An 18,348-nucleotide genomic window follows, 5' to 3' on the forward strand; every position below is an offset into this window, starting at 1 on the left:
GGAGCCGGGCTTGCCCGCGATGAGGCTGGACGCAATTCCTGATAAATCGCGGTGCCTTCATCGCGGGCAAGCCCGGCTCCCACAGGTCCGATGCAGGTTCAAATTCGCGCAGTATCAGGAACCCAGGGTAAACAACACCTGCGGCGCGACGGTCAGACCGATCAACGCGCCAGGGCTGTGGATAACGTTGTCGGAACTGTCGACCAACAGAGGCTGAGCACCACCGACATCCACCAACAGCCGACTCTGTGCGCCCTGAAAAAACTGCCCGACCAACCGCCCGCGCAAATGACTTTCACCGTCCGCCACGCGCAAATGCTCGGGGCGGCAATACACCGTTGACGGCTGATTCGCAGCCGTCCACGGCAATTCGCCGCCGCTGACTTTCAACCCATGAGCCGTACGCTCAACCACCGAAAACGCATTGAGATTGCCGACAAAACTGGCGACGAAGGCATTGGCGGGTTGTTGATAAATCTCGCGGGGCGTCGCCAACTGCGCGACACGTCCTTTCTCCATCACCAGAATCCGGTCGCCCAGCGCCATGGCCTCGCCTTGATCGTGGGTGACGAAAACTGAAGTTATCCCCAACCCACGCAGCAGCTCATCCAGCTCGCTGCGCAAGCGTTCACGTAATTGCGCATCCAGTGCCGCCAGCGGCTCATCGAGCAGCAACACCCGAGGCCGTGGCGCGAGCGCGCGGGCCAAGGCAACCCGCTGACGCTGACCGCCGGACAGCTCGTGAATGCTGCGCTTGCCGTGCTCCTGCAAGCCGACCAACTCCAGCAGTTCAGTGCAGCGCTTGTTGCGCTCGGCAGGCGACATGCCGCGAATCTTTAGGCCATAAACGATATTTCCGGCCACATGCAGATTGGGGAACAGCGCGTAGTTCTGAAACACCATGCCCACATCACGCTTCTCGATAGGCAAGCGGGTGACATCGTTGTCACCGAAAAAAATCTGCCCGACATCCGGACTTTCCAGCCCGGCGATTAGCCGCAACGTAGTGGTTTTACCGCAGCCCGACGGACCGAGAATCGCCAGGGTTTCGCCGGGTTCGATAGTCAGGTTCAGGTCATGCACAGCGACGGTGCCGTCAGCGAATGACTTGCGGCAGCCCTGCAAACGAATAGTGGTTCCGGTCATCGACTCTCTCCACGGGAAAGACGGGCGCTGATGGCCTGCAACGCAATCAACAGCGGCACGATCATCAACAGAAAAATAAGGGTATAGGCGCTGGCGACTTCCAGCCGCGCAGACGCGTAGCTGTCGGCGAGACCCACCGGCAGGGTTTTGGTCATCGGCGTGTGCAGCATCCAGGTCAGGTTGAATTCACCCAAGGACAAGGTGACGACCATCAACACCCCGGCCAGAATCCCGGCCCGACAATTGGGCACCACGACGCTGAAAAATCGCTTGAACGGACCTGCGCCAAGACTGGCTGCCGCCTCTTCCAGCACCAACAATTGCTGACGCTGCATCACGGCCATGACCGGGCGCACCAGAAACGGCAACGTGAACAGCACGTGGCCGACCAAGATGAACAACCAACTGCTGCGAAACCCGCCGAACTGGCCGTAGGTCAGCAGCAACGCCAAGGCGCTGGCCAGACCGGGCATGGCCACCGGCAAGACCATCAATTCTTCGAAGGCACGGCTAAAGCGATTGTTCATCCGCACCAAGGCATACGCAGCCGGTACGCCAATCACGCAGACGCACACAGCGCAGGCCACAGCCAACTGGATCGACAACCAGACCGTCGGCGAATAGGCCTGCCAAACCTGAATCAGCCAGTCGAAGGTCAAGCCGCTCGACAGGCCCTGGAAATAATTGCGCGTCAGTCCCGCCAGTAATGACAACAACACTGGCACCAACATGAACGCGCAGACCAACAGGGTAAACAGCAACTGCATGACAAACAGCGATGAGCGCTTCACAGGACAGTCCCCGAGTTTTTCACCAGACGTCGCGCCAGCAACAACACGGCCCAGGTCAACGCGCCCAGCACCACGGACAGCGCCGCAGCGACCGCAAAATTGGCGTAATTAGTGAACACGTTGTAGATCGCGACGGGCGTGACGTTGAGCCGCGTGCCCAGCGTGAACGCCGTACCGAACGCGCCCATGGAAGTCGCAAAACAAATCGCGCCACAGGACACCAACGCGGGCGCGAGGCCCGGCACGATGACGTCGCAGACCACTCGCCAATGACCCGCGCCGAGTGAATGAGCGGCCTCTTCAAGGCTGCGATCCAGACTTTCACAGGCCGCCATCACCGTGAGGATCACGCGAGGAATCGAGAAATACAGGTAGCCCAGAAACAGTCCGGTCAGCGAATAGGCGAAGATCCAGCGCTCCCCCGCCAACTCCATACCCAGCATCGCAAACAAGCCTTGGCGACCGGCCAGCAGAATCACCAGAAACCCTACGACTACGCCGGGAAACGCCAGTGGAAAAGTCAGCAACGCCACCAGTGCCGAACGACCGAAAAACCGCTGCCGGGCGAGAAAAACGCCGCTGATGCCACCGACCAGTAAAGCCGCCAGCGTGACCACGATTGCCAACACACAGGTCTGGGCAAGACTGCCCAGATACTGCGCACTGCTCAGCACCTGCCAGTAACCCGCGCTGCCGTCACGGCTTTCGCCACCCAGCAAAATCAGGTGCGCCAATGGCAGCAACCAGAACGCGAACAGCATGGCTGCGGCCGGAGCCAGCGCCCAGGCCGCGGTCGGACGCAGGCGCAAGAATCCACGCCTGCCCGACTTCGCGCCCTGAGCTTTCAGAACCGAAGCGGTCACTTACTTGACCTCACTCAGATAGCGCGCTGCGAAAGCTTCCTGCACCGCGGCCATGTGCTCGTAGTCGACCACGCCAGCACGGGCGTAATCGCTGTCCGGCAGAAACTGCGCAGCCACATCGGCAGGCATTTTCACGTCACGTACCGGGCGTAGATAAGCCTTGGCCCACAGCGACTGGCCTTGATCGGACAGAGTGAAATCCAGCACCTTTTCAGCGTTTGCGCGATGCGGTGCTTTATCCACAATGCTCATCACGTACGGCACGCTGATGCTGCCTTCTTTCGGAATCACGAAAGCAACATTGGCCTTGTCTTTATAGCGGGCGCGATAGGCGTTGAAGTCGTAGTCGACGAGGATCGGCAACTCACCTGAGAGCACACGTGCATAGGCAGTTTGCTTAGGCACGATCGGCGAGTTTTTCGCCAGCTTCTGGAAGTAATCGATGGCCGGTTTGAAGTCGTCCAGGGTGCCGCCCATGGCCTGGTTGATCGCCACCGCAGACACGTAACCGACAAAGGCGCTGGACGGATCCAGGTAACCAACCATGCCTTTGTACTCAGGCTTTAGCAGGTCAGCCCAGCTTTGCGGGACCGGCAGACCGCCCAGCGCATCGACGTTGACCATGATGCCCAAAGTGCCGGAGTGGATCGCGAACCAGTGGCCTTCCGGGTCTTTCAAACCGGCCGGAATCTGCTCCCAGCCTTTTGGTTTGTAGCTGCCGACCACGCCCGCTTTCTGCGCCTGCAGGCCGAAGGTCACGCCGTAATACACCACGTCGGCAACCGGAGCGGCCTTTTCAGCGACCAATTGTGCCAGCGACTGGCCGGAGTTCTTATTGTCCAGCGGCACTTGCACGCCAGTGGTGTCGGCAATTGCCTTGAGCTGCGTGCCCCAATCCGCCCACTCTGGCGGGCAGTTGTAGCAGATGGCAGTTTCAGCGGCCTGAGCCAGGCTGGCCGCACCGCACAGCAGCAGCGCTGCCAGGGTTTTACTGAAGCGGATCATGAAGCATCTCCTCGTAGGGCTGAGTACTTTCACCCGGCCGGATATGGCAAGGCAGGCAATGGGAAATCGGAGCGGCACCGGCAATTTGCGCCAGCAGTTGATCGATCACGGTGCTGGCCAGCGCCGCGATGGGTTGCACGACGCTACATAGCGTCGGATGCATCTGAGCGCCGAGGGCGATGCCATCGAAGCCGATAACGGAGAGCTGGCCGGGCACGCTCCAGCCGTTGCGGCGCAGTTCGGCGATCAGGCTGATCGCCAGTAAATCGTTGGAGCAGACCAGCGCGCTGGGTCGATGAGGCCCACGCAGCAAAGGCTCAAGAGCAGCGAAGTCGGCCTGGGTATGCGCAGGCATTTCAATCACTGGCAGACTTTCCAGACCCCGCTCGACCATGGCCTCGCAATACCCGGCATAACGCAGGCGGGCGCGGTCCGATTGCAACGCGGGACCGGCGACCATGCCGATGCGACGATGACCGGAGTCGAGCAGGTATCGCGTCGCCAACGCCATGCCTGCGCGGTTATCCACAGACACGGCGCTGTAATCTGGATTGCCAGGCTGGTGATACGCCAGCACGAACGGCGTGTCTTCGTTGACCAGGCTTTGCAAAACACGATTGCTTTCGGCATCGGTCACGGTCAGCACCAGGCCATCGACCCGCTGCCGCAGCAGCTCCTCAACCACGGCGCTTTCACGCTCGCTGCTGTAATCAGTCGTCGCCAATAGCAGGTTGTAGCCTTTCAGACGCGCAGCCCGCTCCATGGCCTGGAATTGCTCGGCGAAGACCGGGTTAAGCAGATTGGGCACAATCACGCCAATCAGATTGGTGGTTTGCAGACGCAACTGGCGCCCCAGGCGATTAGGCCGAAAACCCAACTGACGGGCGGCCTCGAACACCTGATCGCGAGTAGTTGGGCGCACGACATCGGGGGACGCAAAGGCCCGCGCGGCAGTTGCCCGCGAAACCCCTGCCAGTCGTGCCACTTCTTTCAAATCACTCACATTCGCTCGCCTTGAGATCGATCTCATTGGCTGCGACATTAGCGATTCAATATTTCGTTACAGCTAACAGGTGATGACAGTTTGATTGCAGCGCGCAACTTTGCGGTGAAGCTAAAAACCCATCGCTTGCCCGTCTGCGCTACCATCACGGGCCGACGCGGCAGCCTGCTGCGCGCAGGAGTTAGCATGGCCCACCCGTTCGCAACACTTACGCCAGACCTGGTCCTTGATGCCGTTGAAAGCATCGGGTTTCTCAGTGACGCCCGCATCCTTGCGCTCAACAGTTACGAGAACCGCGTCTATCAAGTCGGCATCGAAGACGGCCAGCCGCTGATCGCCAAGTTCTACCGGCCGCAGCGCTGGACCAACGAAGCCATCCTGGAAGAACACAGCTTCACGTTCGAACTGGCCAACGTCGATATTCCGGTGGTCGCGCCGATGGTGCATAACGGGCAGACCCTGTTCGAACACGCAGGATTTCGCTTCACGCTGTTTCCCCGTCGCGGCGGCCGAGCGCCAGAGCCGGGCAATCTTGATCAGTTGTATCGCCTGGGCCAGTTGCTCGGGCGCATCCACGCTGTTGGCGCGACCAAACCTTTCGAGCACCGCGAAGCACTGGCCGTGCAGAACTTCGGTCAGGCCTCACTGGATTTCCTGCTGCAGAACGACTGCATCCCGCGCAGTCTGTTGCCTGCTTACGAGTCAGTGGCAAAGGATCTGCTCAAGCGCGTCGAAGATGCCTACGCCGCCACGCCGCATCAGAACATCCGTATGCACGGCGACTGCCACCCCGGCAACATGATGGCGCGCGACGAGATGTTCCACATCGTCGACCTCGATGACTGCCGCATGGGCCCTGCCGTCCAGGACATCTGGATGATGCTGGCCGGTGATCGCCAGGAATGCCTCGGGCAATTATCGGAGTTGATGGACGGCTACAACGAATTCCATGATTTCAACCCGCGTGAACTGGCCCTCATCGAACCACTGCGCGCGCTGCGCCTGATGCACTACAGCGCTTGGCTGGCCCGTCGCTGGGACGACCCGGCGTTCCCGCACAGCTTCCCGTGGTTTGGCACCGAACGTTATTGGGGCGACCAGATTCTGGCCTTGCGCGAACAGTTGTCGGCGCTTAACGAGGAGCCGTTGAAGTTGTTTTGAATGAATCACATCATCACCTGTAGGAGCTCACGAGCACCGCGAGGCAGCGATGGCGGTGTGTCAGGCGAACCTCCATCGCTGCCTCGCGGTGCTCGTGAGCTCCTACAGAAGAAATAAAACAAGAATTTACCACCTGCCAACAGGACCCACCATGCCAGCCGTCAACCCGCGACGCGGGTACATTCTCGGGCTTAGTGCCTACACCATCTGGGGTTTGTTTCCGCTCTACTTCAAAGCCATTGCCCAAGTGCCATCTGTGGAAATCATCGTCCATCGAGTGCTCTGGTCGGCGTTGTTCGGCTCGTTGCTGCTGATGTTCTGGAAACACCCCGGCTGGTGGCGCGAACTGCGGGACAATCCACAGCGTCTGGCGGTACTGGCTTTCAGCGGCTCGATGATCGCCGTCAACTGGCTGGTGTATGTGTGGGCAGTGAATAACGAGCGCATGGTCGAGGCCAGCCTGGGTTACTACATCAACCCGCTGGTCAACGTCTTGCTGGGGATGCTGGTATTGGGCGAACGGCTACGGCGCTTGCAATGGATCGCCGTCGGTCTGGCGACGACGGGTGTGGCGCAGCAACTGTGGCAAGTCGGCAGCCTGCCGTGGGTCTCGCTGGTGATTGCCGGAACGTTCGCGGTGTACGGAATCGTGCGCAAGAAAGCCCCGGTTGCCGCCCTTCCCGGCCTTGTAGTGGAAACCTGGATTCTGGTACCCATCGCCGTGGGCTGGCTGCTGCTCAACCCGGCGGCGTACACCTCACAACCGGAATTCTGGACCACCAGCGAGGCACTCTGGCTCGCCGCCGCAGGCCCGGTGACGATCTTGCCGCTGGTCGCCTTCAACGCCGCCGCCCGGCATCTGCCCTACACCACCCTGGGCTTCCTGCAATACATCGGCCCGACGTTGGTGCTGGCATTGGCGGTGCTGGTATTCAAGGAACACCTTGCGACAAGCACCATTGTGACTTTCGCCTTTATCTGGGCGGGGTTGGCGGTTTACAGCGTTGATGCGTGGATAACTTTGCGCCGCAGGGCTTGATCATTTATTGATCAATTGCTTGCATGCCTTAAGTTACAAGCCCTGCAAACGGTTCTCCCAAGGTTATCCACAGGCAGGCTAATGGATAAAGTGGATAACCTCAGGCAAGCACAATCCCTTATGTGGGAGCAGAGCTTGCTCGCGAAAAGGCTGGACGCAATTCACTTTAGATCGCGTCCAGACTTATCGCGAGCAAGCTCTGCTCCCACAAGGCCCTTCGTTAGCAAGGCCATAGCGCGGTGTCAGCTAATCGGTATCCTACAAATCCGTACGCAACACCAGGTCCACCATCAAATCATCCGCCAGGGTTTCCAACGCCTGTTGCAGATCATCCAGCGCCAGCGATTCAGGCACGCCCAACACCGCATCCGCATGGAACAACAGCTCGCTGCTCATGGGGGCGGGTTTGACTTCGGTGACCAGCCTTTCGACGTTAACGCCCTGCTCTGACAGCAACCGCGTGATGTCGCGCACGATGCCGGGGCGATCGTTACCCACCAGTTCCATACCGATGTGTTTCCAGGTACCGGGGGATTCAATGGCGGTTTCGGCGAACAACACGCGTATGCCTCGCCCGGACAACTCGATCAATGCGCTCTTCAATTCTTCATGGGCGTCAGCCACTACGCCAATGCGCAGGATGCCGGCGAACTGCCCGGCCATGTGCGACATGCGGCTTTCCAGCCAGTTCCCGCCGTGGTCGGCGATGCATTTGGCGATGGCTTCGACCTGGCCTGGCTTGTCGGGGGCAAACACGGTGATTACGAGATGATCCACTGCTGACTCCTTCTGGTCTTGAATCCGCGCCAGCGCCAACCCGGCGGGCTGACGACAACGGGGCAAGTATAGGCAACCCTGCCCGCCACGCCGGAACAGGGCTTGGGTGCCATTTTGTGTACGATTTCCATTTTTATCTGGAACAATCGACAGCATCTTTGAGAACATCCTGATCTCGATGATGACTGACCATGAAATTTCAGGCGCGAAGTGACATATTTAGTTCCGTTTCCACGCGTCAAGCCTTCATGTAGTATCCCGCGTCGCGCACTACATAACGTTGACCTAACAACAGAGCGCTCCCTCCGAGCGCAAAAAAGCTGAGCAGAGTGAGGCAAGTGCAATGACTGAACACGTTCAAGTCGGTGGCCTGCAGGTCGCCAAAGTCCTGTATGACTTCGTGAATAACGAAGCACTTCCCGGGACCGGTCTTGATGCTGCTGGCTTCTGGATGGGTGCAGACCAGTTGATCAACGAGCTGGCCCCAAAAAACAAGGCACTGCTCGCCAAACGTGATGACTTGCAGGCGCAGATCGACGCCTGGCACCAGTCCCATGCCGGACAGGCCCACGACGCCTCGGCTTATAAGACTTTCCTAGAGCAAATCGGTTATCTGCTGCCAGAAGCGGCGGACTTCCAGATCACGACGCAAAACGTCGATGAAGAAATCGCTCGCATGGCTGGCCCACAGTTGGTGGTGCCGGTCATGAACGCCCGCTTCGCCCTCAACGCCTCGAACGCCCGCTGGGGCTCGCTGTATGACGCGCTCTATGGCACCGATGCCATCAGCGAAGCCGACGGCGCGGAGAAAGGCAAAGACTACAACAAGGTTCGCGGGGACAAAGTCATCGCCTTTGCTCGCGCGTTCCTCGATGAGGCCGCGCCGCTGGCCGCTGGCTCCCATGTCGATTCCACGGGCTACAAACTGATCGACGGCAAACTGGTGATCAGCCTCAAAGGCGGTAGCAATACCGGCCTGCAGGACGATGCGCAGTTGATCGGCTATCAAGGTGACGCGTCAGCACCGACCGCCGTGCTGCTCAAGCACAACGGCCTGCATTTCGAGATTCAGATCGACGCCTCAAGCCCTGTTGGCCAGACCGATCAGGCTGGCGTCAAAGACGTGCTGATGGAGGCTGCCCTGACCACCATCATGGACTGCGAAGATTCCATCGCCGCCGTTGATGCCGACGACAAGGTCGTGGTTTATCGCAACTGGCTTGGCCTGATGAAAGGCGATCTGGCCGAGGAAGTCTCCAAAGGCGGTCAGACCTTCACCCGCACCATGAACGGCGATCGTCACTACACCGCACCTAATGGCGGCGACGTGAAGCTGCACGGGCGTTCACTGCTGTTCATCCGCAACGTGGGTCACTTGATGACCATTGATGCGATCCTCGACAAGAATGGTCAGGAAGTACCGGAAGGCATTCTGGATGGCCTGTTGACCAGCCTTGCGGCGATCCACAGCCTCAATGGCAACACCACACGCAGCAACAGCCGCACCCGCTCGGTGTACATCGTCAAACCGAAGATGCATGGCCCGGAAGAAGCCGCATTCACCAACGAATTGTTTGGTCGCGTCGAAGATGTTCTGCGTCTGCCACGCAACACGCTCAAAGTCGGGATCATGGACGAGGAGCGTCGTACCACGGTCAACCTCAAGGCGTGCATCAAGGCGGCCAGCGAGCGCGTGGTGTTCATCAACACGGGCTTCCTCGATCGTACTGGCGACGAAATCCACACCTCCATGGAAGCCGGTCCAGTCGTGCGCAAGGCGCAGATGAAGGCCGAGAAATGGATCAGTGCCTACGAGAACTCGAACGTCGATATCGGTTTGAGCTGCGGCCTGCAAGGTCGTGCGCAGATTGGTAAAGGCATGTGGGCCATGCCGGACCTGATGGCGGCGATGCTGGAACAGAAAATTGCTCACCCGCTGGCCGGTGCAAACACGGCCTGGGTGCCTTCGCCGACGGCTGCCGCGCTGCATGCGCTGCACTATCACAAGGTCGACGTGTTCGCCCGTCAGGCTGAGTTGGCCCAGCGCACTCGCGCCTCAGTGGATGACATCCTGACCATCCCGCTGGCCCCGAATACCGACTGGACTGCTGAAGAGATCCAGAACGAACTGGATAACAACTCACAGGGCATTCTCGGCTACGTGGTGCGCTGGATCGACCAGGGCGTGGGCTGCTCGAAGGTGCCGGACATCAATGACATCGGCCTGATGGAAGACCGCGCCACGCTGCGTATTTCCAGCCAGCACATTGCCAACTGGCTGCGCCACGGCGTGGTCAATGAAACTCAGGTGATGGACAGCCTCAAGCGTATGGCGCCTGTGGTTGACCGCCAGAATGCGGGGGATTCGCTGTACCGTCCGCTGGCACCGGATTTCGACAGCAACATCGCGTTCCAGGCAGCGGTTGAACTGGTGATCGAAGGGACTAAACAACCTAACGGTTACACCGAGCCGGTCTTGCACCGTCGGCGTCGGGAATTCAAGGCGAAGAACGGGTTGTAAGCAATTTCGCGAGCAGCTCTGACGCTTCCTGTGGGAGCCGAGCTTGCTCGCGATAAGGCTAGACGTGATCTGAAGTGAACCGCGTCCAGTCTGATCGCGAGCAAGCTCGGCTCCCACATAACCCTCACTCCATCCCCAACTCTCTCTTCACCAGCTTCACCAACTGCTTGGTGTTGATGGGCTTGAGCAGGAAGTCCAGCACGCTCAGGTGCATGGCGTCGATGGCGTCGCGCACGTTGGCGTCACCTGACACGATGATGATGGGCAATGAGGCGCGCTCGGAATCACGGACCTGGCGAATCAGGTCCAGGCCGTTACAAGGCGCCATGCGCAAGTCGGTAATCAGCAGAGCGATACTCTCACGGGTGCGAATCAGCTCCATGGCGCTGTTACCGCCTGCCGCCGTCAGACAACTTATATCGTTGAGGCTGAGTATTTCGGCCAGCAGTTCGCGAGCGTCCCGATCGTCGTCAACGATCAACACCCGTTGCTCCGAATTGGACGCCGGCGCGAGCATGACCTCATTCAGAGCTTCGCGCTCTTCATCGCTCAAAATATCGTAATCCAGCATACCCGCCTCATTCCCTTGCACTAACTGACAAAAACACCGGGCTCTACCCGGAGATATCTATGTGCTTTTGCTGACGTCCCTGCGTTGAGCTAAACGCCGTCCAAGGCATCGTATAACTGTATACAGCTGCTTTTTACACCATGAGGCGAGAAGGCAGAAATCTTTTTATTGCCGTAAGACTTACGTCCAATGGGCACTACTCCTCAAGCGGCCGACCATAGCCTTCAATAAAAACAAAGCGGTGCAGGTCATGAGTCGAGCGGATGCATTCACCCAGGCCGGGAAAACAGCGGTGTTGCAGAACATTCACGGCACCATGCAGTTCCTGCAAAAATTCCCGCCATTCGACCATATGGAAAACGCGCATCTGGCCTATCTGGTCGAACAATGCCAACTGCGTTTTTACGCCGCCGATGAAAGCATCATCAAGCCTGGCGATGGGCCAGTAGAGCATTTCTACATCGTCAAACAAGGGCGAGTGGTCGGCGAGCGCCCTCATACGGCAAAAGGCGGCACTGAAACCACCTTCGAAATCACCACCGGCGAATGCTTCCCGCTGGCCGCGTTACTAGGTGAGCGAGCCACCCGCACCGAACATTTGGCCGCCGAAGATACTTTCTGCCTGCAGTTGAACAAGCAGGCGTTCATCAAGCTGTTTGCGTTATCCACAACCTTCCGCGACTTCGCTCTACGCGGCGTCAGCAGCTTGCTGGATCAGGTCAATCAGCAGGTTCAGCAACGCGCGGTAGAAACCCTCGGCACCCAGTACTCGCTCAATACCCGACTGGGTGAATTGGCCATGCGTCATCCAGTGATGTGCGCGCCGGATACGCCGATGCGTGAAGCCGTGAAACTGATGCATGAGCAACAGGTCGGCAGCATTGTGATCATTGATCAACATCAAGCGCCGCTGGGCATTTTCACCTTGCGTGACCTGCGTGAAGCGGTCGCCGATATCAACGTCGACTTCAGCCAGCCGATCGAAAGCCGCATGATCCAGGCGCCCTTTCATCTCAGCCCTGACGCCAGCGCCTTTGACGCGGCTATTGCCATGACCAGCCGGCACATCGCGCACGTCTGTCTGGTCAGAGACGGTCGTTTGTGCGGCGTGGTATCCGAGCGCGATCTATTCTCCTTGCAGCGGGTCGACCTGGTGCATCTTGCGAGGACCATTCGCACTGCGCCACGCATCGACAGCCTGTGCAACCTGCGCGGCGATATCGTCCAGTTGGTGGATCGCATGCTCGCCCATGGCGCATCGTCGACCCAGATCACGCAGATCATCACCCTGCTGAACGACCACACCGTATGCCGCGTGATCGAGCTGACCGTGCAGGAAAGAGGCGACCCCGGCGTTCCGTTCAGCTGGCTGTGTTTCGGCAGCGAAGGCCGACGCGAGCAGACTCTGCACACCGATCAGGACAACGGCATCCTGTTCGACGCCAAAGACGCGGCTGAAGCGGAGCGCATTCGCGGTCTGCTGCTGCCGATTGCCGAGCGCATCAACCAGAACCTGGCCCTGTGCGGATTCACGTTGTGCAAAGGCAACATCATGGCCAGCAATCCGGAACTGTGCCTGTCTCGCGCTGAATGGTCCCGACGCTTTGCGGCATTCATTCGTGAGGCAACACCGGAAAACCTGCTCAACTCCAGTATTTACTTCGACCTGCGAGTGGTTTGGGGCGATGAAAGCGGCGGTGAGCAATTGCGCCAGCAGATCCTCGACCAGGTCGCTGACAACCGTCTGTTCCAGCGCATGCTGGCAGAGAATGCGTTGCGACAGCGCCCACCGGTGGGCCGCTTCAAAGACTTCGTGCTCGCCCGCAAAGGCAGCGACAAGGACACCATGGACCTCAAGACTCAGGGCCTGACACCTTTCGTCGATGGTGCGCGAGTCCTTGCGCTGGCCAACGGTATTGGCGCCAATAACACGCTGGAGCGCCTGCGTCAGTTGGTGGCACGCGAGGTCATCGATTCGCAGGACGGTGCGGCGTATGAAGAGGCATACCACTTCATTCAACAAACCCGCATGCAGCAACATCAACAGCAAAGCCGCCAGAACCTGCCTTGGTCCAACCGCATAGATCCGGACACGCTCAATCACCTGGACCGGCGGATTCTGCGTGAATCATTACGCCAGGCCCAACGTCTGCAAATCAGCCTGACCCTGCGTTATCAACTATGAGTCTGTTTACCGGCATGAACCTGTTTCAATGGCTGCGACCTCGCCCTCCCAAACCGACGCTGGATAAACGCGATCAGCAACGTCTCGCCAATCTCGCGCCAGCCGCGCCTCTGAGTGAAAACCCGTTGCGGCAACAACGCTGGGTAGTGGTCGATCTGGAAACCAGCGGCCTGAACATGAATCGTGACCAAGTGTTGTCCATTGGCGCGGTCGTGATCGAAGACGGCGCTATAGACCTGAGCCAGCAGTTTGAGCGGACTCTGTTGCGCCCTAACCACAAAGTCAGCCCCGCGGTACTGATTCACGGTCTGGCACCCAGCGCGATCGCGGCGGGCAGCGAACCGGTACAGGCCTTGCTGGACTTCATGGAGTTCGTGGGTGAAAGCCCGCTGCTGGCCTTTCACGCGCCGTTTGATCAGCACATGCTGAGCCGGGCCCTGAAGGAGAGCCTGGATTACCCGTTCGAACATCACTTCCTCGATGTGGCAGAAATCGCCCCGCTGCTTTTTCCACAGGCTGGCTTGCGTAAAGCCGGACTGGATGACTGGACTCAGTTCTTCGGGCTTCAGGCAGAAGAACGCCACCATGCCAGCGCCGATGCGTTGGTAACGGCAGAACTGGCGTTGATCCTGTTCAGCCACGCCCGCCGCCAAGAGATCGACAGCCCCGCCCGCCTCGACCAGAGCCTGAGCAAGTGGCGTCGGCGTCAGCAGAGTCATTCGTTTTAAAACCCGAGACCTTATTCCCCTGTAGAAGCGCTTGCCCGCGACAGGGCCGATGGACCTTCGGGACATAAGCAGCAGCCCATCGTACGCAAGCGTGCTCCTACGGGAAGTTGTGCACAAAGGCTGTTAACGGCTCTGTGGATAACATGTTCGCTTATCCCTAAACCCTATAGAAACCGAGGCCTACAGGCATTTGATTGAAAAACGACCAGCATAACCCACGGTTTTTATTGGTTATTCTCTGTGGATAAAGAGTCCACCGAGCAATAAGATCATCCACAAATACCCACAAAGTCTGTTGGCGCTTCTGTGGACAAGTTGTTTACTTACCGCCACAAGTCACGTATATCAAGGCTTTCAAGCAAACGATCAAAAAACAACCAACCACACCACAAAGCCCTGAATATTCTTCTGTCAACCTTGAAAATCAAGGCTTCCAGCAGTTTTCCACAGATCGTGACCCTTAGATCGAAAGTTGCCCCCAGAGTCTGTTGGCGCATCTGTGGATAAGGTGTTTACGATCCGCTACAGCCCTTACATAACGAGGCTTGGAGACAGACGATCAATTATTGACCAATAACAATCTGAAAACGCTGTTTTGAATAAGTCACGGTTTTTTATTGATTTTTACTGGGTAAACAACCGACTTCCCCACAATTGCTGTGGGTTGCTCTGTGGATAAGTTGTTTGCTGACGCTGGGACGCGCGGTGGGGTTGGGCTTGCGGGGGTTTGATCAAATTATGATCAGATGGAGAAATTACCTGGGAGAGCCATCTAGTTGGCGAGGCTTTGCGTCAGGTGCAAGGTCTCGCGAACAAGTTCACTCCTACAAGGAAGGCGTAGCGTTTCAGGTTTTGCTTACCATGTAGGGACTGCCGAAGGCTGCGAGCGGTATCGCAGCCTGCGGCAGCTCCTACAGGGGGCTAACGCATCACTCGTGATTAACCGCCACACCCTTCAGGTACGGCGCAGGCTCAGCCCCCAGATTTTCCAGCATGCGGGCGCTGTACCAGTCGATGAAGTTGACCACGCCGAACTCATAGGTCTTGGAGTACGGACCCGGCTGATAGGCGCTGGAGTTGATGCCACGCTGGTTCTCTTCGGCCAGACGGCGGTCCTGATCGTTGGTCGCGTCCCAGACTTCACGCAGGCGCGCCACGTCGTAGTCCACGCCTTCGACAGCGTCTTTGTGGACCAGCCATTTGGTGCTGACCATGGTTTCCTGGGCGCTGATTGGCCACACCGTGAACACGATGATGTGATCGCCCATACAGTGGTTCCAGGAATGCGGCAGGTGCAGGATGCGCATTGAGCCCAGGTCCGGGTTCGTGATCCGGCCCATGAGTTTCTTGCTACCTTGCTTGCCGTCCATAGTCATGGACACGGTGCCTTTGAGCAGCGGCATGCGCACGATGCGGTTGCGCAAGCCGAAAGCAGCATGCGCGTAAGGAATCTTCTCTGCCTCCCAGGCCGCAGCCGATTCAGCGACGTGGTCCTTGAACGACTGCGTGGCACGCGGATCGGTGACGTCGTCCCATTCCAGCAACGTGTTGAGCAGTTCGGGGTGTGAACCGGAGCAGTGGTAGCACTCGCGGTTGTTTTCCAGCACCAGTTTCCAGTTCGCCTTTTCCATCAAGGTGGTTTGCACCGCCACCTTGGTGTTTTCCATGTCGTACGGTTCCATGTAGTGCTTGAGGGTCTGCAGGAACTCGTCGATGGCCGGCGGATTTTCCGCAAGGCTGATGAAGATATAACCGCCAGCGGTTTTGACGTTGATTGGCTTGAGGCTGAAGTTCTTCATGTCGAAGTCATCGCCCATTTCGCTGCCCGCATACAGCAGGCGGCCATCCAGCTCATACGTCCACTGGTGGTAAGGGCAGACCAGCTTGGCGACCTTGCCTTTTTCCTTGGTGCACAAACGCGAACCACGGTGGCGGCAGACGTTATGGAAGGCGTTAACCGCGCCATCCGGACCGCGCACCACAACTACCGGGTTCTTGCCGATCTGCAGCGTCAGGTAGTTACCCTTGGCCGGAATCTCGGCAGTCATGCCAGCGATCAGCCACTCTTTGTGGAAGATCTCCTGCATGTCGATTTCAAACAACCGCTCATCACTGTAGAAAGGCTGCGGTAGCGAATAGGTGCGTTCGCGGTTCTGCAGCATTTCGGCAGTGGCCTTACGTGCCGGTTCCAGCGGATCGCCCAAGCTCAAAGTTGCGGTGACGTCCATCGTTTGAAGTCCTCATGACCATACGGTTTATGGTCGACGAATGTGGCTAATACGGTTCTTTGTGGCGTTTGGCACGCAAGGCGGCCGTTGTTTTGCCGCTCATGCTTTTTGATAAACATTTAGTGCCGAGTGTGGAGTCCGGCGCAGACTTGACCTTATCCATGGGCGACATGGCCGAATCCGTTTCCGACGCGCTAACGCAGGTAGTCAGGGGCTGGTCGCGATAAGTACGCCGATGTCGCTGGCAGGTAAGTGGGTGGTCTGCGCCTTACGCAGAATTCGCAACATGAGGCCGGTAGTCGGCCGTGGAGATTGAGCATGTCCCAAAGCTTCCTGAGCCCGGTAAACACCCAGACCTGGGCCAATGGCCGCCACTTGGTGCGCGTCGTCAAGGTGATCCAGGAAACCTGGGACGTGCGCACCTTCTGTTTCATGGCTGATCAGCCGATCATGTTCTTCTTCAAACCGGGCCAGTTCGTGACCCTGGAGCTTGAAATCGAAGGCGTGCCGGTAATGCGCTCGTACACTATTTCCAGCTCACCCTCGGTGCCTTACAGCTTCTCGGTGACGATCAAGCGCGTGCCTGGCGGCAAAGTTTCCAATTACCTGCACGACACGCTGCATGAAGGTCAGGAGCTGGCGGTGCACGGTCCGGTCGGGCTGTTCAATGCCATCGACTTCCCGAACCCCAAAATCCTCTACTTGAGTGGCGGCGTCGGCATCACGCCGGTGATGTCCATGGCGCGCTGGTTCTACGACACCAACGCCAACGTCGACATGGTGTTCGTACACAGCGCTCGCTCACCCAAAGACATCATTTACCACCGCGAGCTGGAGCACATGGCGTCGCGGATCGATAACTTCAGTCTGCATCTGATCTGCGAGAAGCACGGCCTTGGCGAACCCTGGGCCGGTTATCGCGGCTATCTGAACCAGAAGATGCTTGAGCTGATGGCGCCGGACTTCATGGAGCGCGAGGTGTTCTGCTGTGGGCCGACGCCATACATGACGGCCGTCAAACGCCTGCTGGAAGCCAATGGTTTCAACATGGCGCAATACCATGAGGAATCGTTCGGCGCGACGCCTCCCGAAGCGCGTGCCGATGCTGTGGAGCAAGCCGAAATCGCCGCCGAAGCACCCGAGGTCGATGCGTCGGATCTGCATCAGGTGGAGTTCACCGACACCGGCAAGAGCATCCGCGTGGCACCGGGCGAAACCGTTCACGCTGCCGCCGCCAAGCTCGGCCTGATGATCCCCAAAGCCTGCGGCATGGGCATCTGCGGAACGTGCAAGGTGATGAAGCTCAGTGGCGAAGTGGAGATGGAGCACAACGGCGGGATCACCGAAGAGGACGAAGCCGAAGGCTACATCCTGTCGTGCTGCAGTATTCCGAAGGGGGATGTGCGAATCGAGTATTAATCGCCTGGGCGATTGATACGGGTAGGCGCTAACGTGTCGGCGAGGCGGTGTTGATCAATCGCCTCGACAACAAATTGGCCTCTAGAAAGACCTATAAAGCCGCGACGCTCAAAGCTCGCGGCATCAAACATAAAGTGTTAATCCAGTCACACAAGCCTATATCTCTGCATGTCTGAAATATGGGCTGTATCACCATTAGCGTAATCGACATAGTATTGATAGACCGAACTGCTCCCCCCGTCCGCCAGGACCTTCTCAAACCAAGCCTTAGGCACCGTGAATGCCATCGGGGCAGTACCAATAAAAGTCTTGACCTCCACGTGGGGGGGCATGTCGTTTGGGCCCATAGAAGTAGCTGTAATTACGTCGCCAGCCTGAGCACCGGGGTAATCAACCAGAAGGGTTGCACCGACTATTGGAAGGCTCGAAACATCAACAGACTCGCCGACAGCTTCCCGTATCACTGGAGCAGGTAATGGCTCTGGAATCGATCCTGTAACTATATAGAAAGCGCCATCAGATATAGCAATTGGTGCATCGTCGTCCCCCAATAAGAAATACTGGAAAATCACATTCGGTTTTCTATCAAAATAGGCTTTAGGCACCTTGAAGGTCAAAGAAGTCGCTCCCTCCGGCACCACTTGGGTTTCACTGTAATTATCGGGAGCTCTCAGCCCCCATGCTTGAACTATATCTCCCGTCTTGATGCCGACATAGGCAACTTCCAAGGTAGCTCCTTCCGGTTCAAGGCGACCAAAATCTATAGTACTTTCACCGTTAACTATCTCTGCCTCCAAAATAACAGGGGCTTTCATCGCTCCGAGTCTCTTCGGACCTCCATCCTGTCTCATGCTCATTACAGATCCCTCTTAATATTTACAAGTAGACACGTGATATCAGAAGACGCCGCC

Annotated in this window: 15 protein-coding genes; 6 read left to right on the forward strand and 9 right to left on the reverse strand. The window is 58.0% G+C overall.

Annotated elements, in window-relative coordinates; all coding sequences use genetic code 11:
• Positions 1 to 114: 114 nt before the first annotated feature.
• The 5 genes from ABRP31_RS25255 to ABRP31_RS25275 form a co-directional block, all read right to left on the reverse strand.
• Positions 115 to 1,146, reverse strand: coding sequence for an ABC transporter ATP-binding protein (locus tag ABRP31_RS25255; protein ID WP_349973662.1), 1,032 nt, complete (start codon positions 1,144 to 1,146; stop codon positions 115 to 117).
• Positions 1,143 to 1,937 carry an ABC transporter permease subunit gene (locus ABRP31_RS25260; protein ID WP_349973660.1) on the reverse strand — a complete coding sequence of 265 codons (795 nt, stop codon included), beginning with the start codon at positions 1,935 to 1,937 and terminating at the stop codon, positions 1,143 to 1,145. The genes ABRP31_RS25255 and ABRP31_RS25260 overlap by 4 nt, the downstream gene beginning before the upstream one ends.
• Positions 1,934 to 2,698 carry an iron ABC transporter permease gene (locus ABRP31_RS25265; RefSeq protein WP_264760713.1) on the reverse strand — a complete coding sequence of 255 codons (765 nt, stop codon included), beginning with the start codon at positions 2,696 to 2,698 and terminating at the stop codon, positions 1,934 to 1,936. Before ABRP31_RS25265 ends, ABRP31_RS25260 begins: the two co-directional genes overlap by 4 nt.
• Positions 2,699 to 2,800: 102 nt before the next feature.
• On the reverse strand, positions 2,801 to 3,805 hold the full coding sequence (locus tag ABRP31_RS25270; protein WP_087266018.1) for an ABC transporter substrate-binding protein: 1,005 nt from the start codon (positions 3,803 to 3,805) through the stop codon (positions 2,801 to 2,803).
• A complete protein-coding gene (locus ABRP31_RS25275) occupies positions 3,789 to 4,808 on the reverse strand; it encodes a substrate-binding domain-containing protein (protein ID WP_349973658.1) in 1,020 nt (339 codons plus the stop codon). The genes ABRP31_RS25270 and ABRP31_RS25275 overlap by 17 nt, the downstream gene beginning before the upstream one ends.
• A gap of 186 nt (positions 4,809 to 4,994) precedes the next feature.
• On the opposite strand from ABRP31_RS25275, the gene ABRP31_RS25280 reads away from it, so the two are divergent.
• Both ABRP31_RS25280 and rarD read left to right on the forward strand, forming a co-directional pair.
• On the forward strand, positions 4,995 to 5,969 hold the full coding sequence (locus tag ABRP31_RS25280) for a serine/threonine protein kinase (RefSeq protein WP_027901914.1): 975 nt from the start codon (positions 4,995 to 4,997) through the stop codon (positions 5,967 to 5,969).
• 151 nt (positions 5,970 to 6,120) lie between these two features.
• Positions 6,121 to 7,008 carry an EamA family transporter RarD gene (gene rarD / locus ABRP31_RS25285; protein WP_349973656.1) on the forward strand — a complete coding sequence of 296 codons (888 nt, stop codon included), beginning with the start codon at positions 6,121 to 6,123 and terminating at the stop codon, positions 7,006 to 7,008.
• 258 nt (positions 7,009 to 7,266) lie between these two features.
• Here the strand turns inward: rarD and ABRP31_RS25290 are convergent, their stop codons facing one another.
• Entirely contained in the window at positions 7,267 to 7,785 is a 519-nt protein-coding gene (locus tag ABRP31_RS25290; RefSeq protein ID WP_349973654.1) for an ACT domain-containing protein, read from the reverse strand.
• Between the two features lie 343 nt (positions 7,786 to 8,128).
• On the opposite strand from ABRP31_RS25290, the gene ABRP31_RS25295 reads away from it, so the two are divergent.
• Positions 8,129 to 10,306 carry a malate synthase G gene (locus ABRP31_RS25295; RefSeq protein WP_349973652.1) on the forward strand — a complete coding sequence of 726 codons (2,178 nt, stop codon included), beginning with the start codon at positions 8,129 to 8,131 and terminating at the stop codon, positions 10,304 to 10,306.
• 124 nt (positions 10,307 to 10,430) lie between these two features.
• Here ABRP31_RS25295 and ABRP31_RS25300 read toward each other — a convergent pair whose 3' ends face one another.
• Positions 10,431 to 10,877: a response regulator gene (locus tag ABRP31_RS25300; RefSeq protein WP_167384329.1), complete on the reverse strand. Its 447-nt coding sequence runs from the start codon at positions 10,875 to 10,877 to the stop codon at positions 10,431 to 10,433.
• A gap of 250 nt (positions 10,878 to 11,127) precedes the next feature.
• Here ABRP31_RS25300 and ABRP31_RS25305 point away from each other — a divergent pair, with 250 nt between their 5' ends.
• Together ABRP31_RS25305 and ABRP31_RS25310 are read left to right on the forward strand one after the other, a co-directional pair.
• Positions 11,128 to 13,062, forward strand: a complete 1,935-nt coding sequence (locus ABRP31_RS25305; RefSeq protein ID WP_349973651.1) for a putative nucleotidyltransferase substrate binding domain-containing protein — start codon at positions 11,128 to 11,130, stop codon at positions 13,060 to 13,062.
• A 14-nt stretch (positions 13,063 to 13,076) separates the two neighbouring features.
• Positions 13,077 to 13,790 (forward strand): PolC-type DNA polymerase III, encoded by a 714-nt coding sequence (locus ABRP31_RS25310; protein WP_087266044.1) that lies wholly within the window; start codon positions 13,077 to 13,079, stop codon positions 13,788 to 13,790.
• A gap of 929 nt (positions 13,791 to 14,719) precedes the next feature.
• Here ABRP31_RS25310 and gbcA read toward each other — a convergent pair.
• The gene (gbcA, locus tag ABRP31_RS25315) at positions 14,720 to 16,018 is read right to left on the reverse strand and encodes a glycine-betaine demethylase subunit GbcA (RefSeq protein WP_087265995.1); all 1,299 of its coding nucleotides are present in this window, start codon (positions 16,016 to 16,018) and stop codon (positions 14,720 to 14,722) included.
• A gap of 318 nt (positions 16,019 to 16,336) precedes the next feature.
• Between gbcA and gbcB the strand changes: the two genes are divergently transcribed.
• Positions 16,337 to 17,437 (forward strand): glycine-betaine demethylase subunit GbcB, encoded by a 1,101-nt coding sequence (gene gbcB / locus ABRP31_RS25320; RefSeq protein WP_187522715.1) that lies wholly within the window; start codon positions 16,337 to 16,339, stop codon positions 17,435 to 17,437.
• A 146-nt stretch (positions 17,438 to 17,583) separates the two neighbouring features.
• On the opposite strand, the gene ABRP31_RS25325 is transcribed toward gbcB, so the two are convergent.
• Positions 17,584 to 18,294 carry a hypothetical protein gene (locus ABRP31_RS25325; RefSeq protein ID WP_349973649.1) on the reverse strand — a complete coding sequence of 237 codons (711 nt, stop codon included), beginning with the start codon at positions 18,292 to 18,294 and terminating at the stop codon, positions 17,584 to 17,586.
• Between the last annotated feature and the right edge of the window lie 54 nt (positions 18,295 to 18,348).

The sequence above is a fragment of the Pseudomonas caspiana genome (assembly GCF_040224095.2).
GTDB classification, from domain to species: Bacteria; Pseudomonadota; Gammaproteobacteria; order Pseudomonadales; family Pseudomonadaceae; genus Aquipseudomonas; species Aquipseudomonas caspiana.

Bases quoted from the DNA above. Each gene is read 5' to 3' on its own strand.
- ABRP31_RS25255 (WP_349973662.1), bottom strand. From the start codon at position 1,146: ATGACCGGAACCACTATTCGTTTGCAGGGCTGCCGCAAGTCATTCGCT.
- ABRP31_RS25305 (WP_349973651.1), top strand. From the start codon at position 11,128: ATGAGTCGAGCGGATGCATTCACCCAGGCCGGGAAAACAGCGGTGTTG.
- gbcB (WP_187522715.1), top strand. From the start codon at position 16,337: ATGTCCCAAAGCTTCCTGAGCCCGGTAAACACCCAGACCTGGGCCAAT.
- rarD (WP_349973656.1), top strand. From the start codon at position 6,121: ATGCCAGCCGTCAACCCGCGACGCGGGTACATTCTCGGGCTTAGTGCC.
- ABRP31_RS25270 (WP_087266018.1), bottom strand. From the start codon at position 3,805: ATGATCCGCTTCAGTAAAACCCTGGCAGCGCTGCTGCTGTGCGGTGCG.
- gbcA (WP_087265995.1), bottom strand. From the start codon at position 16,018: ATGGACGTCACCGCAACTTTGAGCTTGGGCGATCCGCTGGAACCGGCA.
- ABRP31_RS25265 (WP_264760713.1), bottom strand. From the start codon at position 2,698: ATGCTGTTCGCGTTCTGGTTGCTGCCATTGGCGCACCTGATTTTGCTG.
- ABRP31_RS25295 (WP_349973652.1), top strand. From the start codon at position 8,129: ATGACTGAACACGTTCAAGTCGGTGGCCTGCAGGTCGCCAAAGTCCTG.
- ABRP31_RS25325 (WP_349973649.1), bottom strand. From the start codon at position 18,294: ATGAGCATGAGACAGGATGGAGGTCCGAAGAGACTCGGAGCGATGAAA.
- ABRP31_RS25300 (WP_167384329.1), bottom strand. From the start codon at position 10,877: ATGCTGGATTACGATATTTTGAGCGATGAAGAGCGCGAAGCTCTGAAT.
- ABRP31_RS25280 (WP_027901914.1), top strand. From the start codon at position 4,995: ATGGCCCACCCGTTCGCAACACTTACGCCAGACCTGGTCCTTGATGCC.
- ABRP31_RS25310 (WP_087266044.1), top strand. From the start codon at position 13,077: ATGAACCTGTTTCAATGGCTGCGACCTCGCCCTCCCAAACCGACGCTG.